At 73.5% G+C, this 15,034-nt stretch carries 11 protein-coding genes; 7 read left to right on the top strand and 4 right to left on the bottom strand.

The features are described 5' to 3' along the window. Positions 1 to 78: 78 nt before the first annotated feature. Genes AC07F3_RS13605 through AC07F3_RS13590 form a run of 4 tightly spaced genes read left to right on the top strand, consistent with a single transcriptional unit; the run spans position 79 to position 4,249 of the window. Positions 79 to 1,098: an alpha/beta hydrolase gene (locus AC07F3_RS13605; protein ID WP_479113590.1), complete on the top strand. Its 1,020-nt coding sequence runs from the start codon at positions 79 to 81 to the stop codon at positions 1,096 to 1,098. Beyond that, positions 1,091 to 2,257 carry an acyltransferase family protein gene (locus AC07F3_RS13600; RefSeq protein WP_479113589.1) on the top strand — a complete coding sequence of 389 codons (1,167 nt, stop codon included), beginning with the start codon at positions 1,091 to 1,093 and terminating at the stop codon, positions 2,255 to 2,257. The genes AC07F3_RS13605 and AC07F3_RS13600 overlap by 8 nt, the downstream gene beginning before the upstream one ends. Then, entirely contained in the window at positions 2,250 to 3,587 is a 1,338-nt protein-coding gene (locus AC07F3_RS13595; protein ID WP_479113587.1) for a sensor histidine kinase, read from the top strand. Before AC07F3_RS13600 ends, AC07F3_RS13595 begins: the two co-directional genes overlap by 8 nt. Further along, positions 3,584 to 4,249, top strand: a complete 666-nt coding sequence (locus AC07F3_RS13590; RefSeq protein ID WP_479113585.1) for a response regulator — start codon at positions 3,584 to 3,586, stop codon at positions 4,247 to 4,249. Before AC07F3_RS13595 ends, AC07F3_RS13590 begins: the two co-directional genes overlap by 4 nt. Positions 4,250 to 4,724: 475 nt before the next feature. On the opposite strand, the gene mgtA is transcribed toward AC07F3_RS13590, so the two are convergent. After that, positions 4,725 to 7,451 carry a magnesium-translocating P-type ATPase gene (mgtA, locus tag AC07F3_RS13585; protein ID WP_479113583.1) on the bottom strand — a complete coding sequence of 909 codons (2,727 nt, stop codon included), beginning with the start codon at positions 7,449 to 7,451 and terminating at the stop codon, positions 4,725 to 4,727. Positions 7,452 to 7,977: 526 nt separating this feature from the next. Beyond that, entirely contained in the window at positions 7,978 to 8,850 is an 873-nt protein-coding gene (locus AC07F3_RS13580; protein WP_479113581.1) for a lytic polysaccharide monooxygenase auxiliary activity family 9 protein, read from the bottom strand. Between the two features lie 616 nt (positions 8,851 to 9,466). On the opposite strand from AC07F3_RS13580, the gene cbiE reads away from it, so the two are divergent. Next, entirely contained in the window at positions 9,467 to 10,732 is a 1,266-nt protein-coding gene (cbiE, locus tag AC07F3_RS13575) for a precorrin-6y C5,15-methyltransferase (decarboxylating) subunit CbiE (protein ID WP_479113580.1), read from the top strand. Further along, on the top strand, positions 10,729 to 11,472 hold the full coding sequence (gene cobM / locus AC07F3_RS13570) for a precorrin-4 C(11)-methyltransferase (RefSeq protein WP_479113578.1): 744 nt from the start codon (positions 10,729 to 10,731) through the stop codon (positions 11,470 to 11,472). Before cbiE ends, cobM begins: the two co-directional genes overlap by 4 nt. 7 nt (positions 11,473 to 11,479) lie before the next feature. Here cobM and AC07F3_RS13565 read toward each other — a convergent pair whose 3' ends face one another. Further along, positions 11,480 to 12,601: a cobalt-precorrin-5B (C(1))-methyltransferase gene (locus AC07F3_RS13565; protein WP_479113576.1), complete on the bottom strand. Its 1,122-nt coding sequence runs from the start codon at positions 12,599 to 12,601 to the stop codon at positions 11,480 to 11,482. 146 nt (positions 12,602 to 12,747) lie between these two features. Between AC07F3_RS13565 and AC07F3_RS13560 the strand changes: the two genes are divergently transcribed. After that, the gene (locus AC07F3_RS13560) at positions 12,748 to 13,494 is read left to right on the top strand and encodes a cobalt-precorrin-6A reductase (RefSeq protein WP_479113574.1); all 747 of its coding nucleotides are present in this window, start codon (positions 12,748 to 12,750) and stop codon (positions 13,492 to 13,494) included. Here AC07F3_RS13560 and AC07F3_RS13555 read toward each other — a convergent pair. Beyond that, positions 13,479 to 15,032: a precorrin-2 C(20)-methyltransferase gene (locus tag AC07F3_RS13555; RefSeq protein WP_479113572.1), complete on the bottom strand. Its 1,554-nt coding sequence runs from the start codon at positions 15,030 to 15,032 to the stop codon at positions 13,479 to 13,481. The two genes, AC07F3_RS13560 and AC07F3_RS13555, sit on opposite strands and share 16 nt — an antisense overlap. Between the last annotated feature and the right edge of the window lie 2 nt (positions 15,033 to 15,034).

Genomic DNA, 15,034 nt, shown 5'->3' with positions numbered 1-15,034 from the left:
AGCGCGACGCCGGTGATGCCTGCCGCTTCGTAACTTCCGTATCGACAACGGTCATTCACCGGTACGGAAGGGTTCCTCATGGCGTCGCGCGCTCCGCACGACCGGCATCCGGGCAACAGCGGTCACCGCTTCGGTCGGCTCCGCCGCACTCTGATCGCCGCACTCGTGGCCGCCTCGGTGGCCGTACCGCTGTCGGGCGCGGCCAGGCCCGAGGCCGTGGCGGCCCCGGCCCCGGCGGCCCTCGGCCCGCTCTCGGTCGCGGGCCTCGACGGCCGGTACGCGGCCAACCGCGGCAACATCCTGGCCGCCGAGCAGTCGGCCGCGGACCACGGCAACCGGCGCCGGGCCGCGGCGCTGAGCGCGATGGCGGACCCGGGGCGCCACTTCCTCTCCTTCGACGGGCGTGACGGCGGACGCACCGCCGAGGTGTTCGGCGACCTGGCCCGCGCGCGGCGGATCGCGGTCCTGGTCCCGGGTTCGGACACCAACCTCGACCTGTACGCCCGGCTGCGCGACGGCGCGGTGGCCCTGTCGAACCGGCTCGGCCCGGACGTCGCCGTCATCGGCTGGATGGGGTACGAGACCCCGGCCACGGTGAGCCCGGAGATCCTGACCCCGGGGCGGGCCGATGACGCCGCGCCTCAACTGACCGCGTTCATAGGCGCGTTGAGGGCCGCGAAGCCCTCCGCCCGCACCACCCTGCTCTGCCATTCGTACGGCTCGGTGGTCTGCGCGAAGGCGGCGTCCGGCGCGGAGGTGTCCGACATCGTCCTGTACGGCAGCCCCGGCACCGGCTTCGAGACCGCGGGCGCCCTGCGCACCCGCGCCACCGTGTGGGCGGGGCGCGGCGGTTCGGACTGGATCGCCGACGTACCGCACACAAGCCTCCACCTCCCCTTCGTCACGGTGGGCTTCGGCACCGATCCGGTGTCGCGCCACTTCGGGGCCCGCCTCTTCGACGCGGGGCGCGGCGGCCACAGCGACTACCTCAGGCCCGGCTCCGTGTCGCTGGAGAACATCGCCCGGATCGTGAACGGACAGCAGCCGATCGGCCCGGCGCCGGTCGGACAGCCCCTTCGGGAGGACCGTCGTGCGTGATCTGATCCGGCGGATCGAGGCCGCGACACCGGCCGACCGCGACCGTGCCGTGGACGCGCTGCGGGCCTTCGCCATCCTCGGGGTGGTGCTCGGCCACTGGCTGGTCACCGCGCTCGTCTTCGACAGCGGCACGGTGCACGCCGCGAGCCCGCTCCAGCACATGCCCCAACTGGCGCCCATCTCCTGGGCGTTCCAGACCCTGGCCGTCTTCTTCCTGGTGGGCGGGCAGGTCGCCACCCAGAGCTATGGGTCCGCGCGGGCCCGGGGGACGACGTACGGGCAGTGGCTGCGGGCCAGGCTCGGCCGGCTGTTCCGTCCGGTGGCGGCGGTCCTGGTGGTGTGGCTGGTCGCGGCGGCCGGTCTGCTCGTGGCGGGCGTCGGCCTCGACACCGTGCACACCCTGATCAAACTGGTCCTGTCCCCGCTGTGGTTCCTGCTCGTCTTCGCGGCCCTGACGGCGGCGACCCCGCTCGTGTCCCGGGTGCACCCGCTGTGGCCGCTCGCGGTCGTCCTGTACGTGGACGTGTACCGCTTCGGCAGTGGCGGGGAGGCGTGGGCGGGGTGGATCAACCTGCCCGCGGGGTGGCTGGTGCCGTACTGCCTGGGGGCGCTGTGGGCGCGCCGGGGAGCGGGTACGTCGCTGCGGACGACGGGGTGGGTGCTGCTGGTCGGCGGCGCGGCCGCCACCGCGCTGCTCATCCTGTTCGCGGGCTACCCCGCCTCGATGGTCGGGGTGCCGGGCGCGGCGATATCCAACCTGAACCCGCCGACGCTGGCCGCGGTCACGTTCGGACTCGCGCAGTGCGGCGCCGCGCTGCTCCTGCTCGGCCCGCTGCGCCGGGCCCTGCGAAGGCCCGCGCTGTGGGCGGTGGTCGCGCTGGTGAACCTGTCCGCGATGACGATCTTCCTGTGGCACCAGACGTCGATGATGGCGGTGACGTGCCTCGGGCTGCTCGCGGGGGGCCCGCTGCCGGGGCTGCACACCGTGCCCGACGGCGGTACCTGGATACTCGCCCGGCTCGTCTGGCTGCCGGTGTTCGCCCTGATGCTGAGCGTGTGCTGGCTGACGTTCCGCACGTACGAACAGCCCCGGCGGGGACGGTCGAGGGTGGTGCGCGAAGGGCGTCCCGCCCGGGCGGGGGAGAAGCGGCATGCCTAAGGTGGCCTCCGTGAAGACGGGGGAAGTCGAACACGGGCGGGGCGTGCGGCGGTTGACGGCGCCCGGACCGCGGGCGGTGGCGCGCGCACTGCGCCAGGACCTGCTCGGTCCGTCCGGGCCGCACCCGCGGGGGGAGCAGCAGGGCTGGCTGATGTGGCGGCCCGCGCTCGCGGTGCCGCTGCTGCTCCTCGCGGTGTTCCTGCTGGTGGGCGGAGCCGTCGAGTACTCCCGCCGCTTCCACCTCGGGATGACGATCGGGGTGGTGCTCGCCGGGGTGCAGGCGTGGTGCCTGGTCGCCGCGCTGTACCGGCCGCGGGCGGCGTGGTGGACGACGACGGTCGTGACGGTGGTGGCCGCGCTGGGGGCCGAGCCCCGGGCCGATCCGGACGCGCTCTACCCCTGGAGCGGGGTGGGGGTCGCGGTGACCGCCGGGGTGCTCCTGTTCGTCGCGCTCACGCACCGGCCCCGGGTGGCGGTCGAGACGCTGGTGATCAGCCTGGGGGCGGGCGTGCTCTGCGCGGTGCTGCACACCCGGCCGCACAATTCGCCGAGCGCGGGGCTCGCGGCCGTGTGCTTCTCCATCGCCGTGGTGGTGGGGGCGGCGCTGCGCGGCCGCCGGGTGGCCCGCACGCAGCTCGTCGTCCAGGAGGAGCTCACCGCCGAGGAGCGGGCCCGGCGCACCCTCCTGGAGGAGCGCAACCGGATCGCGCGCGAGCTGCACGACGTGGTGGCCCACCACATGTCGGTCATCTCCATCCAGGCGCAGGTTGCCCCGCATCTGGTGGCGAACCCGTCCGAGGAGCTGAAGGAGAACCTCGCCGGGATACGGCAGAACGCGGTCGAGGCCCTGACCGAACTGCGCCGGGTGCTCGGCGTGCTGCGCTCGGAGGACCCGGCGGCCGAGGGCGCCCGGCACGCCCCGCAGCCCTCCCTCGACCGCCTGGACGACCTGGTCGCCAACGTGCGGGCCGCGGGCCTGTCGGTGACCTGCGACATCGTGGGCACCCCGCGCGCGCTGTCGCCCGGGGTCGAGCTCTCCGCCTTCCGCATCGTGCAGGAGGCGCTGAGCAACGCGATGCGGCACGCGCCGGGGGCGGCGGTCCGGGTGGTGGTCGCCCACCAGCGGGCCGGGCTCGTCGTGCGGGTCGCCAACACCGCGCCGGACCGGCCGGTCGCCCCGTCCCCCGGGGCCGGGCACGGGCTGCTCGGCATGCGGGAACGCACCGCGATGCTGGGCGGCGAACTCGCCGCCGGCGCCACCCCCGACGGCGGCTACGAAGTGACCGCCACGCTTCCGCTGAACACGCTTCCACCGAAGGGCAGCCCATGACCATCCGCGTCCTGATAGCCGACGACCAGATGATGGTCCGTCAGGGATTTACGGTGCTGCTCAACGCGGAGCCGGACATCGAGGTGGTGGGGCAGGCGGTCGACGGCCTGGACGCGGTGGCCCGCGCGACCGAACTCGCCCCCGATGTCGTCCTGATGGACATCCGCATGCCGAAACTCGGCGGCATCGAGGCCACGCGGCGTCTCATGCGGACGGACGGCCTTGAGGTGAAGGTGCTCGTGCTGACCACCTTCGATCTCGACGAGTACGTGTACGAGGCGCTGCGCGCGGGTGCGTCGGGGTTCCTGCTGAAGGACGCGTCGGCCGACGAACTCGCCCACGCGGTGCGGGTGGTGGCGTCCGGCGAGGCACTGCTCGCGCCGAACCTCACCAAGCGGCTGATCGCGGAGTTCTCGCGGCTCACGGAGTCGGCGCCGAAGGCTCCGCCGAAGGAGCGGGTGGGGGTGCTCACGGAGCGCGAGACGGAGGTGCTGTCCCTGATCGCCCAGGGCCTGTCCAACGCCGAGATCGCGGCGCGGCTTGTGCTGGCGGAGCAGACCGTGAAGACGCATGTCAGCCGGGTGCTGGTGAAGCTGGGGCTCCGGGACCGTACGCAGGCGGCGGTGTACGCCTACGAAGCCCGCCTGATAACCCCGAGCTGACCCCACCCCCTGGAGCTCCGCCCCAGACCCCGCATCGCGCCTTGAGGCCGCTTGTCCTCAATCGCCGGACGGGCTGAGGTTGCCCGTGCTGGACTGCACCATGCCGCTTAGGGGCGCGGGGAACTGCGCGATCAGCCACGCACGGTCGGCGGACGAAAGGGGGTTGAGGGGCGCGGGGAACTGCGCGCGGGTGACCCGGCACGGTCCGCAGAGGCCCTGGGGCTCCGCCCCAGACCCCGGTTCGCGCCTGAACGGCGCTCGTCCTCAATCGCCGGACGGGCTGAGGTTGCCGATGCTGGCCAGCACTGTGCCGCTAAGGGGCGCGGGGAACTGCGCGGGTGACCCGGCACGGTCCGCAGAGGGCCTGGGGCTTCGCCCCAGACCCCGGTTCGCGCCTGAACGGCGCTCGTCCTCAAACGCCGGACGGGCTGAGGTTGGCCATGCTGGCCAGCACCATGCCGCTGAGGGGCGCGGGCTACAGCCAGGTTCCGGCGCGGCGGACGTACCACCCCTTCACCAGCTGCGTCAGCGTGCAGTACGCGAGAAGCACCCCGATCAGCCACGGGAAGTAACCCATCGGCACCGGCACGAAGCCGATCGTCGAGGCCAGCGGCGAGAAGGGGAGGAGCAGCCCCGTCGCCACCGCGAGGAGCGTCATCACCATCACCGGCCACGTCGCCCGGGACTGGAGGAACGGAATCCTGCGCGTACGGATCATGTGGACGATCAGGGTCTGCGACAGCAGGCCCTCGATGAACCAGCCCGACTGGAACAGCGCCTGGTCGGCCTCGGTGTTCGCGCCGAAGACGTTCCACATGATGACGAACATCGCGATGTCGAAGACCGAGCTGATGGGCCCGATCGTCACCATGAACCGCCCGATCCCCCGCGCGTCCCAGTTGCGCGGCTTGCGCAGGTAGTCCTCGTCCATCCGGTCCCACGGCGTGGCCAGCTGGGCGATGTCGTACACCAGGTTCTGCACCAGGAGCATGATCGCCAGCATCGGCTGGAACGGGATGAACGCCGACGCCACCAGCACCGAGAAGACGTTGCCGAAGTTCGAGGACGCCGTCATCTTGATGTACTTGATCGTGTTGCCGAACGTCGTGCGGCCCTGCACCACGCCCTGTTCGAGCACCGTGAGGTCCTTCTCCAGCAGGATGATGTCCGCCGACTCCTTGGCGATGTCGACGGCCGTGTCGACGGAGACGCCGACGTCCGCGTCCCGCAGCGCGGCCGCGTCGTTGATGCCGTCCCCGAGGAAGCCGACCGTGTGCCCCCGGGCTTGCAGGGCCCGTACGATCCGGGCCTTCTGCACGGGGTTGACCTTCGCGAACACCGTGGCGGTGGCGGCCAGTCGGGACAGCTTCGCGTCGTCGAGGGCGTCCACCTCCGGGCCCGTGACGACCGTGCCCACCTCGATGCCGACGTCCGCGCAAACCCGCGCCGCGACCAGCTCGTTGTCGCCGGTCACGACCTTGACCGCGATGCCGTTGTCGGCGAGGCCGCGCAGGGCGGCGGCCGCGTCCGCCTTCGGCGGGTCGAGGAAGGCGAGGAAGCCGATCAGGGTGAGGCCGGACTCGTCCGCCACCGTGTACGTGTCGCGCGGGACCGGCATCGTACGGGTGGCGACGGCCAGCACCCGCAGGCCCCGCCGGTTGTTGTCCTCGGCGGTGCGGGTGACGTGCCACCGGAGCTGGTCGGTGAGCTCCACGCGCTCGCCCCGGTCCATCAGGTGCGTGCACAGGGCGACGACTTCCTCCACCGCGCCCTTGGTGATGAGGACGTGCTCGGGCCGGCCGGCCGCGCCGAGCAGCCCGTTGCGGTTGAGGACCACGGACATCCGGCGCCGGGCGAAGTCGAAGGGGATCTCGTCGACCATCGTGAACCGTGCGTCGACGACAACCTCCTCGGCCTCGTTGACGCGGTCGATGACCGCCTGGTCCATGAGGTTGCGCAGCCCGGTCTGGAAGTGGGCGTTCAGGTAGCCGTACTCCAGGACCTCGCCGTCCTCGGTGCCGTGCACGTCCAGGTACCGGTCGAGGACGATGCGGTCCTCGGTGAGCGTGCCCGTCTTGTCGGTGCACAGGACGTCCATCGCGCCCAGGTTCTGGATCGCGTTGAGCCGCTTGACGACGACCTTCTTCTTCGCCATCGCGACCGCGCCGCGCGCCAGGTTGGCGGACACCACCATCGGCAGCATCTCGGGCGTCAGGCCGACCGCCACGGCGATGGCGAACAGGAACGCTTGGTCCCAGTCGCCCTTCGTGAGCCCGTTGATCACGAACACGACCGGCACCATCACCAGCATGAACCGGATCAGCAGGAAGCTGACCCTGCGCACCCCGGCGTCGAAGTTGGTCTGCGGCCGCTCGCCGACCAGCGAGTCCGCCATCGACCCGAAGTAGGTGTCGGCGCCGGTCGCGACCACAACTCCCGTAGCCGTACCGGACGTTACGGACGTCCCCATCAGGCACAGGTTGCCCGCCTCGACGGGGTCCCCGGCCGGGCAGCGGTTCTCCTCGCCCTCGCGTACGTCCGCCTTCGCGACGGGCAGCGACTCACCGGACAGCGCGGCCTGACTGGCCATCAGGTCCTTGGCCGTGACGAGCCGCAGGTCCGCCGGGATCAGGTCCCCCGCCCCCAGCTTGACCACGTCACCCGGGACGACCTGCTCCATCGGGATCTCGACGGTGGTCGCCAGCGCGCCGCGCCCGGCCCGGCGCTGGACGGCGGTGGTCGTGGTGACGAGCTTCTTCAGGGCGTCGGCGGCCCGCCCGGAGCGGAACTCCTGCCAGAAACGCAGCAGCCCGCTGATGGCGACCATCACGGACAGGATGACGACACCGGGGTCCGCCGGGTCCTGCCAGTACATGACGGCGGCGAGGAAGACGAGTACGGCGATGAACGGGTTCGCGTACGCCCGGGCGAGCTGGGCGTACCAGCGCGGGGCCCGCTCCCGCGCGACCGTGTTGAGGCCGTGCCGCTCCTGACGGTCGAGCACCTCGGCCTGGCAGAGCCCGGCGCGGTCGACTCCGTACTCCCTGAGTACCTGGGAGGTGGGCTGCGCGGCGATGGCGCCGAGCCGCGCGCCGACGGCCCGGGTGCGGGCCTCCAGCTCGGCGGCGCGCCGCTCCCGACGGCGGCGCCGGCCCGGCGGTGCGAGCTTCTCGGGGGTGGGGGTAGGGGTGAGCGTGGTCATGACGAGACCTCCCTGGGGTCGTCAGGTGCGTGCGGGGGGTGTGGGTGTGCTGGGTGCGCGTGGCCGACGGAGGGCGTGCGGGAGTGCGGGCATGCGGCTGTAGGGGCATGCGGGCATGCGGGTACGGAACGGCGTGCGCGGAGGGCGCGGGCCGTGAAGGAGGGAGCCGGTCGGGTCAGCCGACGGGCAGGGCGCGGCGAGGACTTCGGTCGGGACTCATCCCGGACACCTCCTCGCTGCGGGCACGGCGCCGATGGGCCGTCGAGGACACCACGGCCGTGCGGTGGGTGCACGGGCGAGGGCCGCCCGTGCGGGGTGGGCGCACGGCGACCGCGGTCGGCCGTGCGCTGCGCGCGGCCTCGTCGGTGACGGCTGCCGTGCGCTTACTTGCGTCGATTCGAAAGTAGCATACTTGCGCGGACGTGAAAGTAGGCCGAAGGTCCCGTGCGCCCGGCCTCCCCGAGCCGCGTCCGCCGACGCGGCTCGGGAGAGGGGTCTTGGCGGTCTTGCGCGGAGTCGGTGGCGCTCAGCCGCGGCGGCGGCGCAGGAGCAGGAAGCCGCCGGCCGCGACGCTCGCGGTGGAGACGGCGGCCAGGGCCTGGGGGGTGGCCGAGTTGCCGGACGGCGCGCGCGAGGCCGCCGGGGTGGTGGCGGCCGGAGCGGTGGCCGGGTCGCCGCCGTGGCCGTGGTGGCTCACCGTGGAGCGGGACGCGCCTGCCGCGATCCTCTGCTCCGACGGCGCCGCGGCGGCCTTGGCGGCGCTGCTGCCGTAGACCACGTCGGAGCAGCTGTAGAACGCCTCCGGGCTGTCGTCGCGCTGCCAGACCTTGTAGATGATGTGGCGTCCGGTGCGGGCGGGGAGCGTACCGGTGAAGTTGTAGTAGCCGTCCGTCGCCGTTCTGGACGTCTGGTAGGTGGCGACGGGGGTGTCGTCCAGGTCGGACCACTTCAGGGGCTTGGTCGGGTCGAAGCCCTGCTTCGTGATGTACACCGTCATCGTGCCCGAATGCGCCGCGGTCACCCGGAACTTGAAGGGGAACTGGCCCGCCGAGACGCTGGTGGACGGCCAGTCGGTCCGGGCCCAGTCCAGCGCCCGGTACTTGTCCCGGTTCGCCGAGCAGAGCTTGCCGTCGGGGATGAGCTGGCGGGACTGGCCGTTGGCGTTGGCGATGTTCACCTCGTTCCAGTCGTACAGCGGCTGGGTGCCGGAGTCCGCCACGAGGTCCTTGCACACCTGCGACACCGGGTGCTCCGGCCCCTCGGCGTAGCAGGCGGCGATCCGGCTGACCGGGTTGAACATGGCTCCGTGCGCGGAGGCGGACGTCGGGGTGAGCGTGAGGAGCGTCAGGGAGGTCGCCCCGAGGACACCCAGGGACGCTGCGGTACGCCGAGCGGACATGCGAGTGCTCCTTGATCGTGGGGAGTTCGGGGCGGCGTTGGCGGGTTGGGGGCGCGCCAAGTCGCCCTCTGGTAGCGGTACTTGAGAGACTGGCATTGGTCTGGACCAAGTCGCAAGGGGTGTGCGGAGGAAGCCTCGACTCCTGGGGCTCCGCCCCAGACCCCGTATCGCGCCTGAACGGCGCTCGTCCTCAATCGCCGGACGGGCTGAAGTTGCTCCTGCCGACCGGCACCAGTGCTGCCAAGGGGCGCGGGGAACTGCGCGAGCGAGCGGGCACGGTCCGCAGAGGCCCTGGGGCTCCGCCCCAGACCCCGTATCGCGCCTGAACGGCGCTCGTCCTCAAACGCCGGACGGGCTGAAGTTGCTCCTGCTGACCAGCACCAGCGCTGCCAAGGGGCGCGGGGAACTGCGCGAGCAAGTGGGCACGGTCCGCAGATTGAAAGGGGTTTGAGGGGCGCGGGGAACTGCGCGAGAGCGGGCACGGTCCGCGGATCGGAAGGGGGTTCAGGGGCGCGGGGAACTGCGCGGGGAGTGGGGGTGGCAAGACCCGAGGGGGTGGGGTGGGGCGGGGGCCAGTAGAGTGCGGCACCAACCCCCCGCACACCCCGAGGTACACGTGAACACCCACCCCACCCCCACCCCCGACGTCACCGTCATCGGGATCGGGGCCGACGGGTGGGACGGGCTCGCCCCCGCCGCGCGGGACGCGGTCATGCGCGCCGGGGTCGTCATCGGCGGAGGACGTCAGCTCGCGCTCGTGCCGGACGACTGCCCGGCGGAGCGGGTCGCGTGGCCCACACCGCTGCGGCCCGCCGTGCCCGGGCTGCTCGAAGCCCACCGGAGCCGCCGCATCGCCGTGCTGGCCAGCGGCGACCCCATGTTCTACGGCATCGGCCGCACCCTCACCGAACTGCTCGGCACCCCGCCGCGCATCCTGCCGCACCCCTCCTCCCTCTCGTACGCCTGCGCCCGGCTCGGCTGGGCCGTCGAGGAGACCGAGGTCGTCACCGTGGTCGGGCGGCCCCTCGCCAGGATCGCCGCCCCGCTGCACGACGGCCGCCGCCTCCTCGTGCTGAGCGCCGGCGCCGACACCCCCGCCGAGGTCGCCGCCCTGCTGCGCGAGCGGGGCTTCGGGCCCAGCCGGATGCGGGTCCTGGAACAGCTGGGCGCGCGGGACGAGCGCTGCGTCGAGGGCAGCGCGGACCACTGGGACGCCTCGCCCGGCGACCCCCTCAACGTCATCGCCGTCGACTGCCGCCGCGCCCCCGACGCGCTGCGCCTGGGCGCCGTACCGGGACTGCCCGACGCGGCGTACGAACACGACGGCCAGCTCACCAAGCGGCACGTCCGCGCCGCCACCCTCGGCGCGCTCGCGCCCGCACCCGGCGAACTGCTGTGGGACGTCGGCGGCGGCTCCGGTTCGATCGCCGTGGAGTGGATGCGTACGCACCCCTCCTGCCGTGCGCTCACCGTCGAGCGCGACCCCGTGCGGGCCGAGCGCATCGCCCGCAACGCCGACCGGCTCGGCGTGCCCGCGCTGCGCGTCGTCACCGGCGCCGCACCCGCCGCCCTGGCCCAACTCCCCGCCCCCGACGCCGTGTTCATCGGTGGCGGCCTCACCGCGCCCGGCCTCCTCGCCGCCTGCTGGGACGCGCTGGCGCCGGGCGGACGGCTCGTCGCCAACACCGTCACCCTCGAATCCGAGGCCCTGCTCGCCGACTGGTACCGGCGCCACGGCGGCGAACTCGTCCGGCTCGCCGTCGCGCACGCCGTGCCGGTCGGCGGCTTCACGGGATGGCGCCAGGCCATGCCGGTCACCCAGTGGGCCGTCGTCAAGCCCGCACCCGAACCCGTCAACACCCCTTCAGGAGCAGCCACATGACCGTGTACTTCATCGGCGCGGGCCCCGGCGCCGCCGACCTGATCACGGTGCGCGGCGCCCGCAGGATCGCCTCCTGCCAGGTCTGCCTGTACGCGGGCAGCCTGGTGCCGCGCGAACTCCTCGCGGAATGCCCCGAGGACGCCCGCCTGGTCGACACCGCCCAGCTCAACCTCGACCAGATCACCGAGGAGCTGGTGCGCGCCCACGCGGCCGGGCAGGACGTGGCCCGGCTGCACTCGGGCGACCCGTCGGTGTTCAGCGCCGTCGCCGAGCAGATGCGGCGCCTGGACGCGGCCGGGGTGCCCTACGAGGTCGTCCCCGGAGTGCCCGCGTTCGCCGCGGCCGCCGCGGCCCTCAAGCGGGAGCTCACCGTGCCCACGGTCGGCCAGACCGTCATCCTGACCCGCGTCGCCCAGCGCGCCACGGCCATGCCCGAGGGCGAGGACCTCGCCACCCTGGGCCGCAGCGGCGCGCTGCTCGTGCTGCACCTGGCCGCCGGTTACGTCGACCGCGTCGTCGAGGAGCTGCTGCCGCACTACGGCGCCGAGTGCCCGGCCGCCGTGGTCGCCTTCGCCTCGCGGCCCGACGAGCTGATCCTGCGCGGCACGCTGGCCGACATCGCGGGCCAGGTGAAGGAGGCGGGCGTGGTGCGCACCGCCGTCATCCTGGTGGGCCGCACGCTGGGCGCGGCCGAGTTCCGCGACAGCCACCTGTACTCGGCCGACCGGCACCGCTGCTGAGCGCAGCTCACGGCCCCGCGGGGCTGCTGCGGCCCACCACGTTGCCCGCCCGGTCGATGCAGATCACGTCCACCGCGACCGGCGCTCCCCGCAGCACGGCGAGCGCCTCGTCGCGGGCCCGCGCCGCCACCAGGTCGCCCAGCGGCACCCCGGCCGCCGTGCACAACTGGAGTGCCGCGAGGCCGGTGTTGGCCTGCTCCACCTCGGCCGCCAGCGACTTGGCCGCGCCGCCCGTGCGGGCCAGGGCCGCCAGGAACGGCTTGTCCACCTGCGAGCGGGCCGAGTGCAGGTCGAGGTGGCCCGCGGCGAGCTTGGACAGCTTGGCGAAGCCGCCGCAGATCGTGAGGCGGTCCACCGGGTGGCGGCGTACGTACTTCAGGACCGCGCCCGCGAAGTCGCCCATGTCGAGCAGCGCGTCCTCGGGCAGCCCGTACTCCGCGACCACCGTCTTCTCCGACGTCGAGCCCGTGCAGCCCGCCACATGGGTGCGGCCCGCCGCCCGGGCCACGTCAACGCCGCGCCGGATCGAGTCGATCCACGCGGAGCACGAGTACGGCACCACGATGCCGGTCGTGCCGAGGATCGACAGGCCGCCCAGGATGCCCAGGCGCGGGTTCCAGGTCGAGCGGGCGATCTCCTCGCCGTGGTCCACCGAGACGGTGATCTCCACGTCCCCGGGGGCGCCGTGCCGCCCGGCGACCAGCGCCACGTGCTCGGTCATCATCTGGCGCGGCACCGGGTTGATCGCCGGTTCGCCCACCGGCAGCGGCAGGCCGGGCAGCGTGATGGTGCCCACGCCCGCGCCCGCCCGGAAGACCACGCCCGAGCCGGGCGGCAGCAGCCGTACCGTCGAGCGGATCAGCGCGCCGTGGGTGACGTCCGGGTCGTCGCCCGCGTCCTTCACCACGGCCGCCATCGCCTGCCGGGCGGTCAGTTCCTCCGCCGCCAGCGCGAACGCGGGGGTCTGCCCGCGCGGCAGCGTGATCGTCACCGGGTCGGGGAAGTCGCCGGTCAGCAGCGCGGTGTACGCGGCCGTGGTGGCCGCCGTCGCGCAGGCGCCGGTCGTCCAGCCGGGGCGCAGACCGGTGTGCTTGAGTTGGGCGCCGCGCCCGCCCGTCGCCTCACTCACGGCCTGAGCCCCCGGCACCGCACGCCCGCACCCTCATCGACGAAACTCGTGACCGTCGGCCTTGCCCACACACCACTCATGACCGTCGGCCTTGCCCACACACCACTCATGACCATCGGCCTCACTCACGAACGGAACCTGATCCTGTGCACGTCTTGATTCTGGGGGGTACGGGCGAGGCCCGTCGGCTGGCCGGGCTGCTGCACGGCGCCGAGGTCTCCGGGCTGCGCGTGACCAGTTCGCTCGCGGGGCGGGTCGCCGCGCCCCGGATGCCCGACGGGGAGGTCCGCGTCGGCGGCTTCGGCGGACCCGAGGGGCTCGCGGAGTGGCTGCGTACGCACGAGGTGGACGCGCTCATCGACGCCACCCACCCCTTCGCCCGGACCATCAGTTTCAACGCCGCGTCGGCCGCGGCCGCGGCCCATGTTCCCCTGCTCGCCCTGCGGCGGCCCGGCTGGGTCCCCGGTGACGGCGACCGCTGGCACCCCGCGGACTCGCTCGACGAGGCGGCCGCGCTGCTGCCCGCGCTGGGGCGCCGGGTGTTCCTCACCACCGGCCGGATGGGCCTGGCCGCCTTCGCCCACCTCGACGAGCTGTGGTTCCTGATGCGCTCGGTGGACGCGCCCGAGCCGCCCTGCCCGGCCCGCATGGAGGTCCTGCTCGACCGGGGCCCCTTCACCCTCGAAGGGGAGCGGGAGATCCTGCGGCGGGCCGCCGTCGACGTGCTCGTGACCAAGGACAGCGGGGGCGCCGCCACCGCGCCCAAGCTCGCCGCCGCCCGCGAGGCGGGCCTCCCCGTCGTCGTGGTGCGGCGGCCGCCCGTGCCGGACGGCGTGACCGTGGCGGCCACCCCCGAGGAGGCGGCCGCCTGGGTGCGTCAGTTCTCCGGGTAGCGGCGCGGGGTCCAGACGATCTCCTCGCCGTCCCCGCGCCGTACGGTCCGGGTCTGCGAGGAGCCGATCAGCAGGATGGTGCGCATGTCGACCTCGGCCGGGTCGAGTTCGGCAAGACGTACGATCCGGACCCGCTCGGTGGGCCCGCCCACGTCCCGGGCGACCACCACCGGGGTGTCCGGGGCTCGGTGCTCCAGGAGCAGCTCGCGGGCCTTGGCGACCTGCCAGGTACGGCTCGCCGATCCGGGGTTGTAGAGCGCGAGGACCAGATCGGCCGAGGCCGCCGCGTGCAGGCGCTCCGCGATGACCTCCCAGGGCTTGAGCCGGTCGGACAGCGAGATGGTCGCGTAGTCGTGGCCGAGCGGGGCGCCCGCGCGGGCGGCGGCCGCGTTGGCGGCGGTCACCCCCGGCAGGACCCGCACGGGGACGTCGGCGTACTCCGGCTGCGAGGCGACCTCCAGGACGGCGGTGGCCATCGCGAAGATGCCCGGGTCCCCGCCCGAGACGACGGCGACCCGCCTGCCCCGCAGGGCCAGTTGGAGGGCGAACTCGGCGCGCTCGGACTCCACCTTGTTGTCCGAACCGTGCCGCCGCTGCCCGGGCCGCTCCGGCACCCGGTCCACGTACGTGGTGTAGCCGACCACGTCGTCGGCGGCGGCGAGCGCGCCCCGCGTCTCGGGGGTCAGCCACAGCGGGCCCGCCGGGCCGGTGCCGACGACCACGACCTCGCCCCGCGCGCGCACGGGCGGCGTCGCGTCGATGCGGCTCGGGAGCACCGCGACGGAGAAGTACGGCACCGACTCCGGGTCGATGTCGGCGATCCTGCCGGTGCGCTCGCCCGCCATGGTGGCGCGCTCCACGTACCGCGCCTCCTCCAGGCGCCCCGAACGCTCCAGCGCCGTACGCACCTTGGTGAAGGTGCGGCCCAGCTTCATCACCACCGCCGAGTCGGTCGCGGCGAGCCGTGCGGTGAGCTCCTCCTCCGGCAGCGTGCCGGGCAGGATCGTCAGGATCTCCTCGGCCTCCACCAGCGGCTCCCCGAGCCGGGCGGCCGCCGCGCTCACCGAGGTCACGCCGGGGATCACCTCGGTGGGGTAGCGGTGCGCGAGCCGCTTGTGCATGTGCTGGTACGAGCCGTAGAACAGCGGGTCGCCCTCGGCGAGCACGGCGACCGTGCGGCCCGCGTCCAGGTGCTCGGCGAGGCGGGCCGAGGCCTCCTCGTAGAAGTCGTTCAGGGCGCCCCGGTAGCCGCCGGGGTGGTCGGTGGTCTCCACCGTGAGCGGATAGACCAGCTTCTCCTCGATGTGGTCGGCACGGATGTGCTTCGCCGCGATCGAGCGCGCTATGGAGCGGCCGTGGCGCGCCGAGTGGTAGGCCACCACGTCGGCCTCCGCGATGGCCTCCACCGCGCGCACCGTCATCAGGGACGGGTCCCCGGGCCCGAGCCCGACCCCGTACAGCCGACCGGTGGGCCCGCTGACCTCGGTGCCGGTGAGGGCGTCGGAGGTGGCCTTGTCCTGCTCGCTGTTCCGGTTCATCG

This window comes from Streptomyces sp. NPDC045846 (genome assembly GCF_056431605.1).
Note: the sequence above shows the minus strand (reverse complement) of the source record. Positions and strands in the feature narration are given on the sequence as shown.

Coding starts and splice junctions, on each gene's coding strand:
- AC07F3_RS13605 (WP_479113590.1), top strand. CDS start 79: ATGGCGTCGCGCGCTCCGCACGACCGGCATCCGGGCAACAGCGGTCAC.
- AC07F3_RS13595 (WP_479113587.1), top strand. CDS start 2,250: ATGCCTAAGGTGGCCTCCGTGAAGACGGGGGAAGTCGAACACGGGCGG.
- AC07F3_RS13590 (WP_479113585.1), top strand. CDS start 3,584: ATGACCATCCGCGTCCTGATAGCCGACGACCAGATGATGGTCCGTCAG.
- mgtA (WP_479113583.1), bottom strand. CDS start 7,451: ATGACCACGCTCACCCCTACCCCCACCCCCGAGAAGCTCGCACCGCCG.
- AC07F3_RS13580 (WP_479113581.1), bottom strand. CDS start 8,850: ATGTCCGCTCGGCGTACCGCAGCGTCCCTGGGTGTCCTCGGGGCGACC.
- cobM (WP_479113578.1), top strand. CDS start 10,729: ATGACCGTGTACTTCATCGGCGCGGGCCCCGGCGCCGCCGACCTGATC.
- AC07F3_RS13555 (WP_479113572.1), bottom strand. CDS start 15,032: ATGAACCGGAACAGCGAGCAGGACAAGGCCACCTCCGACGCCCTCACC.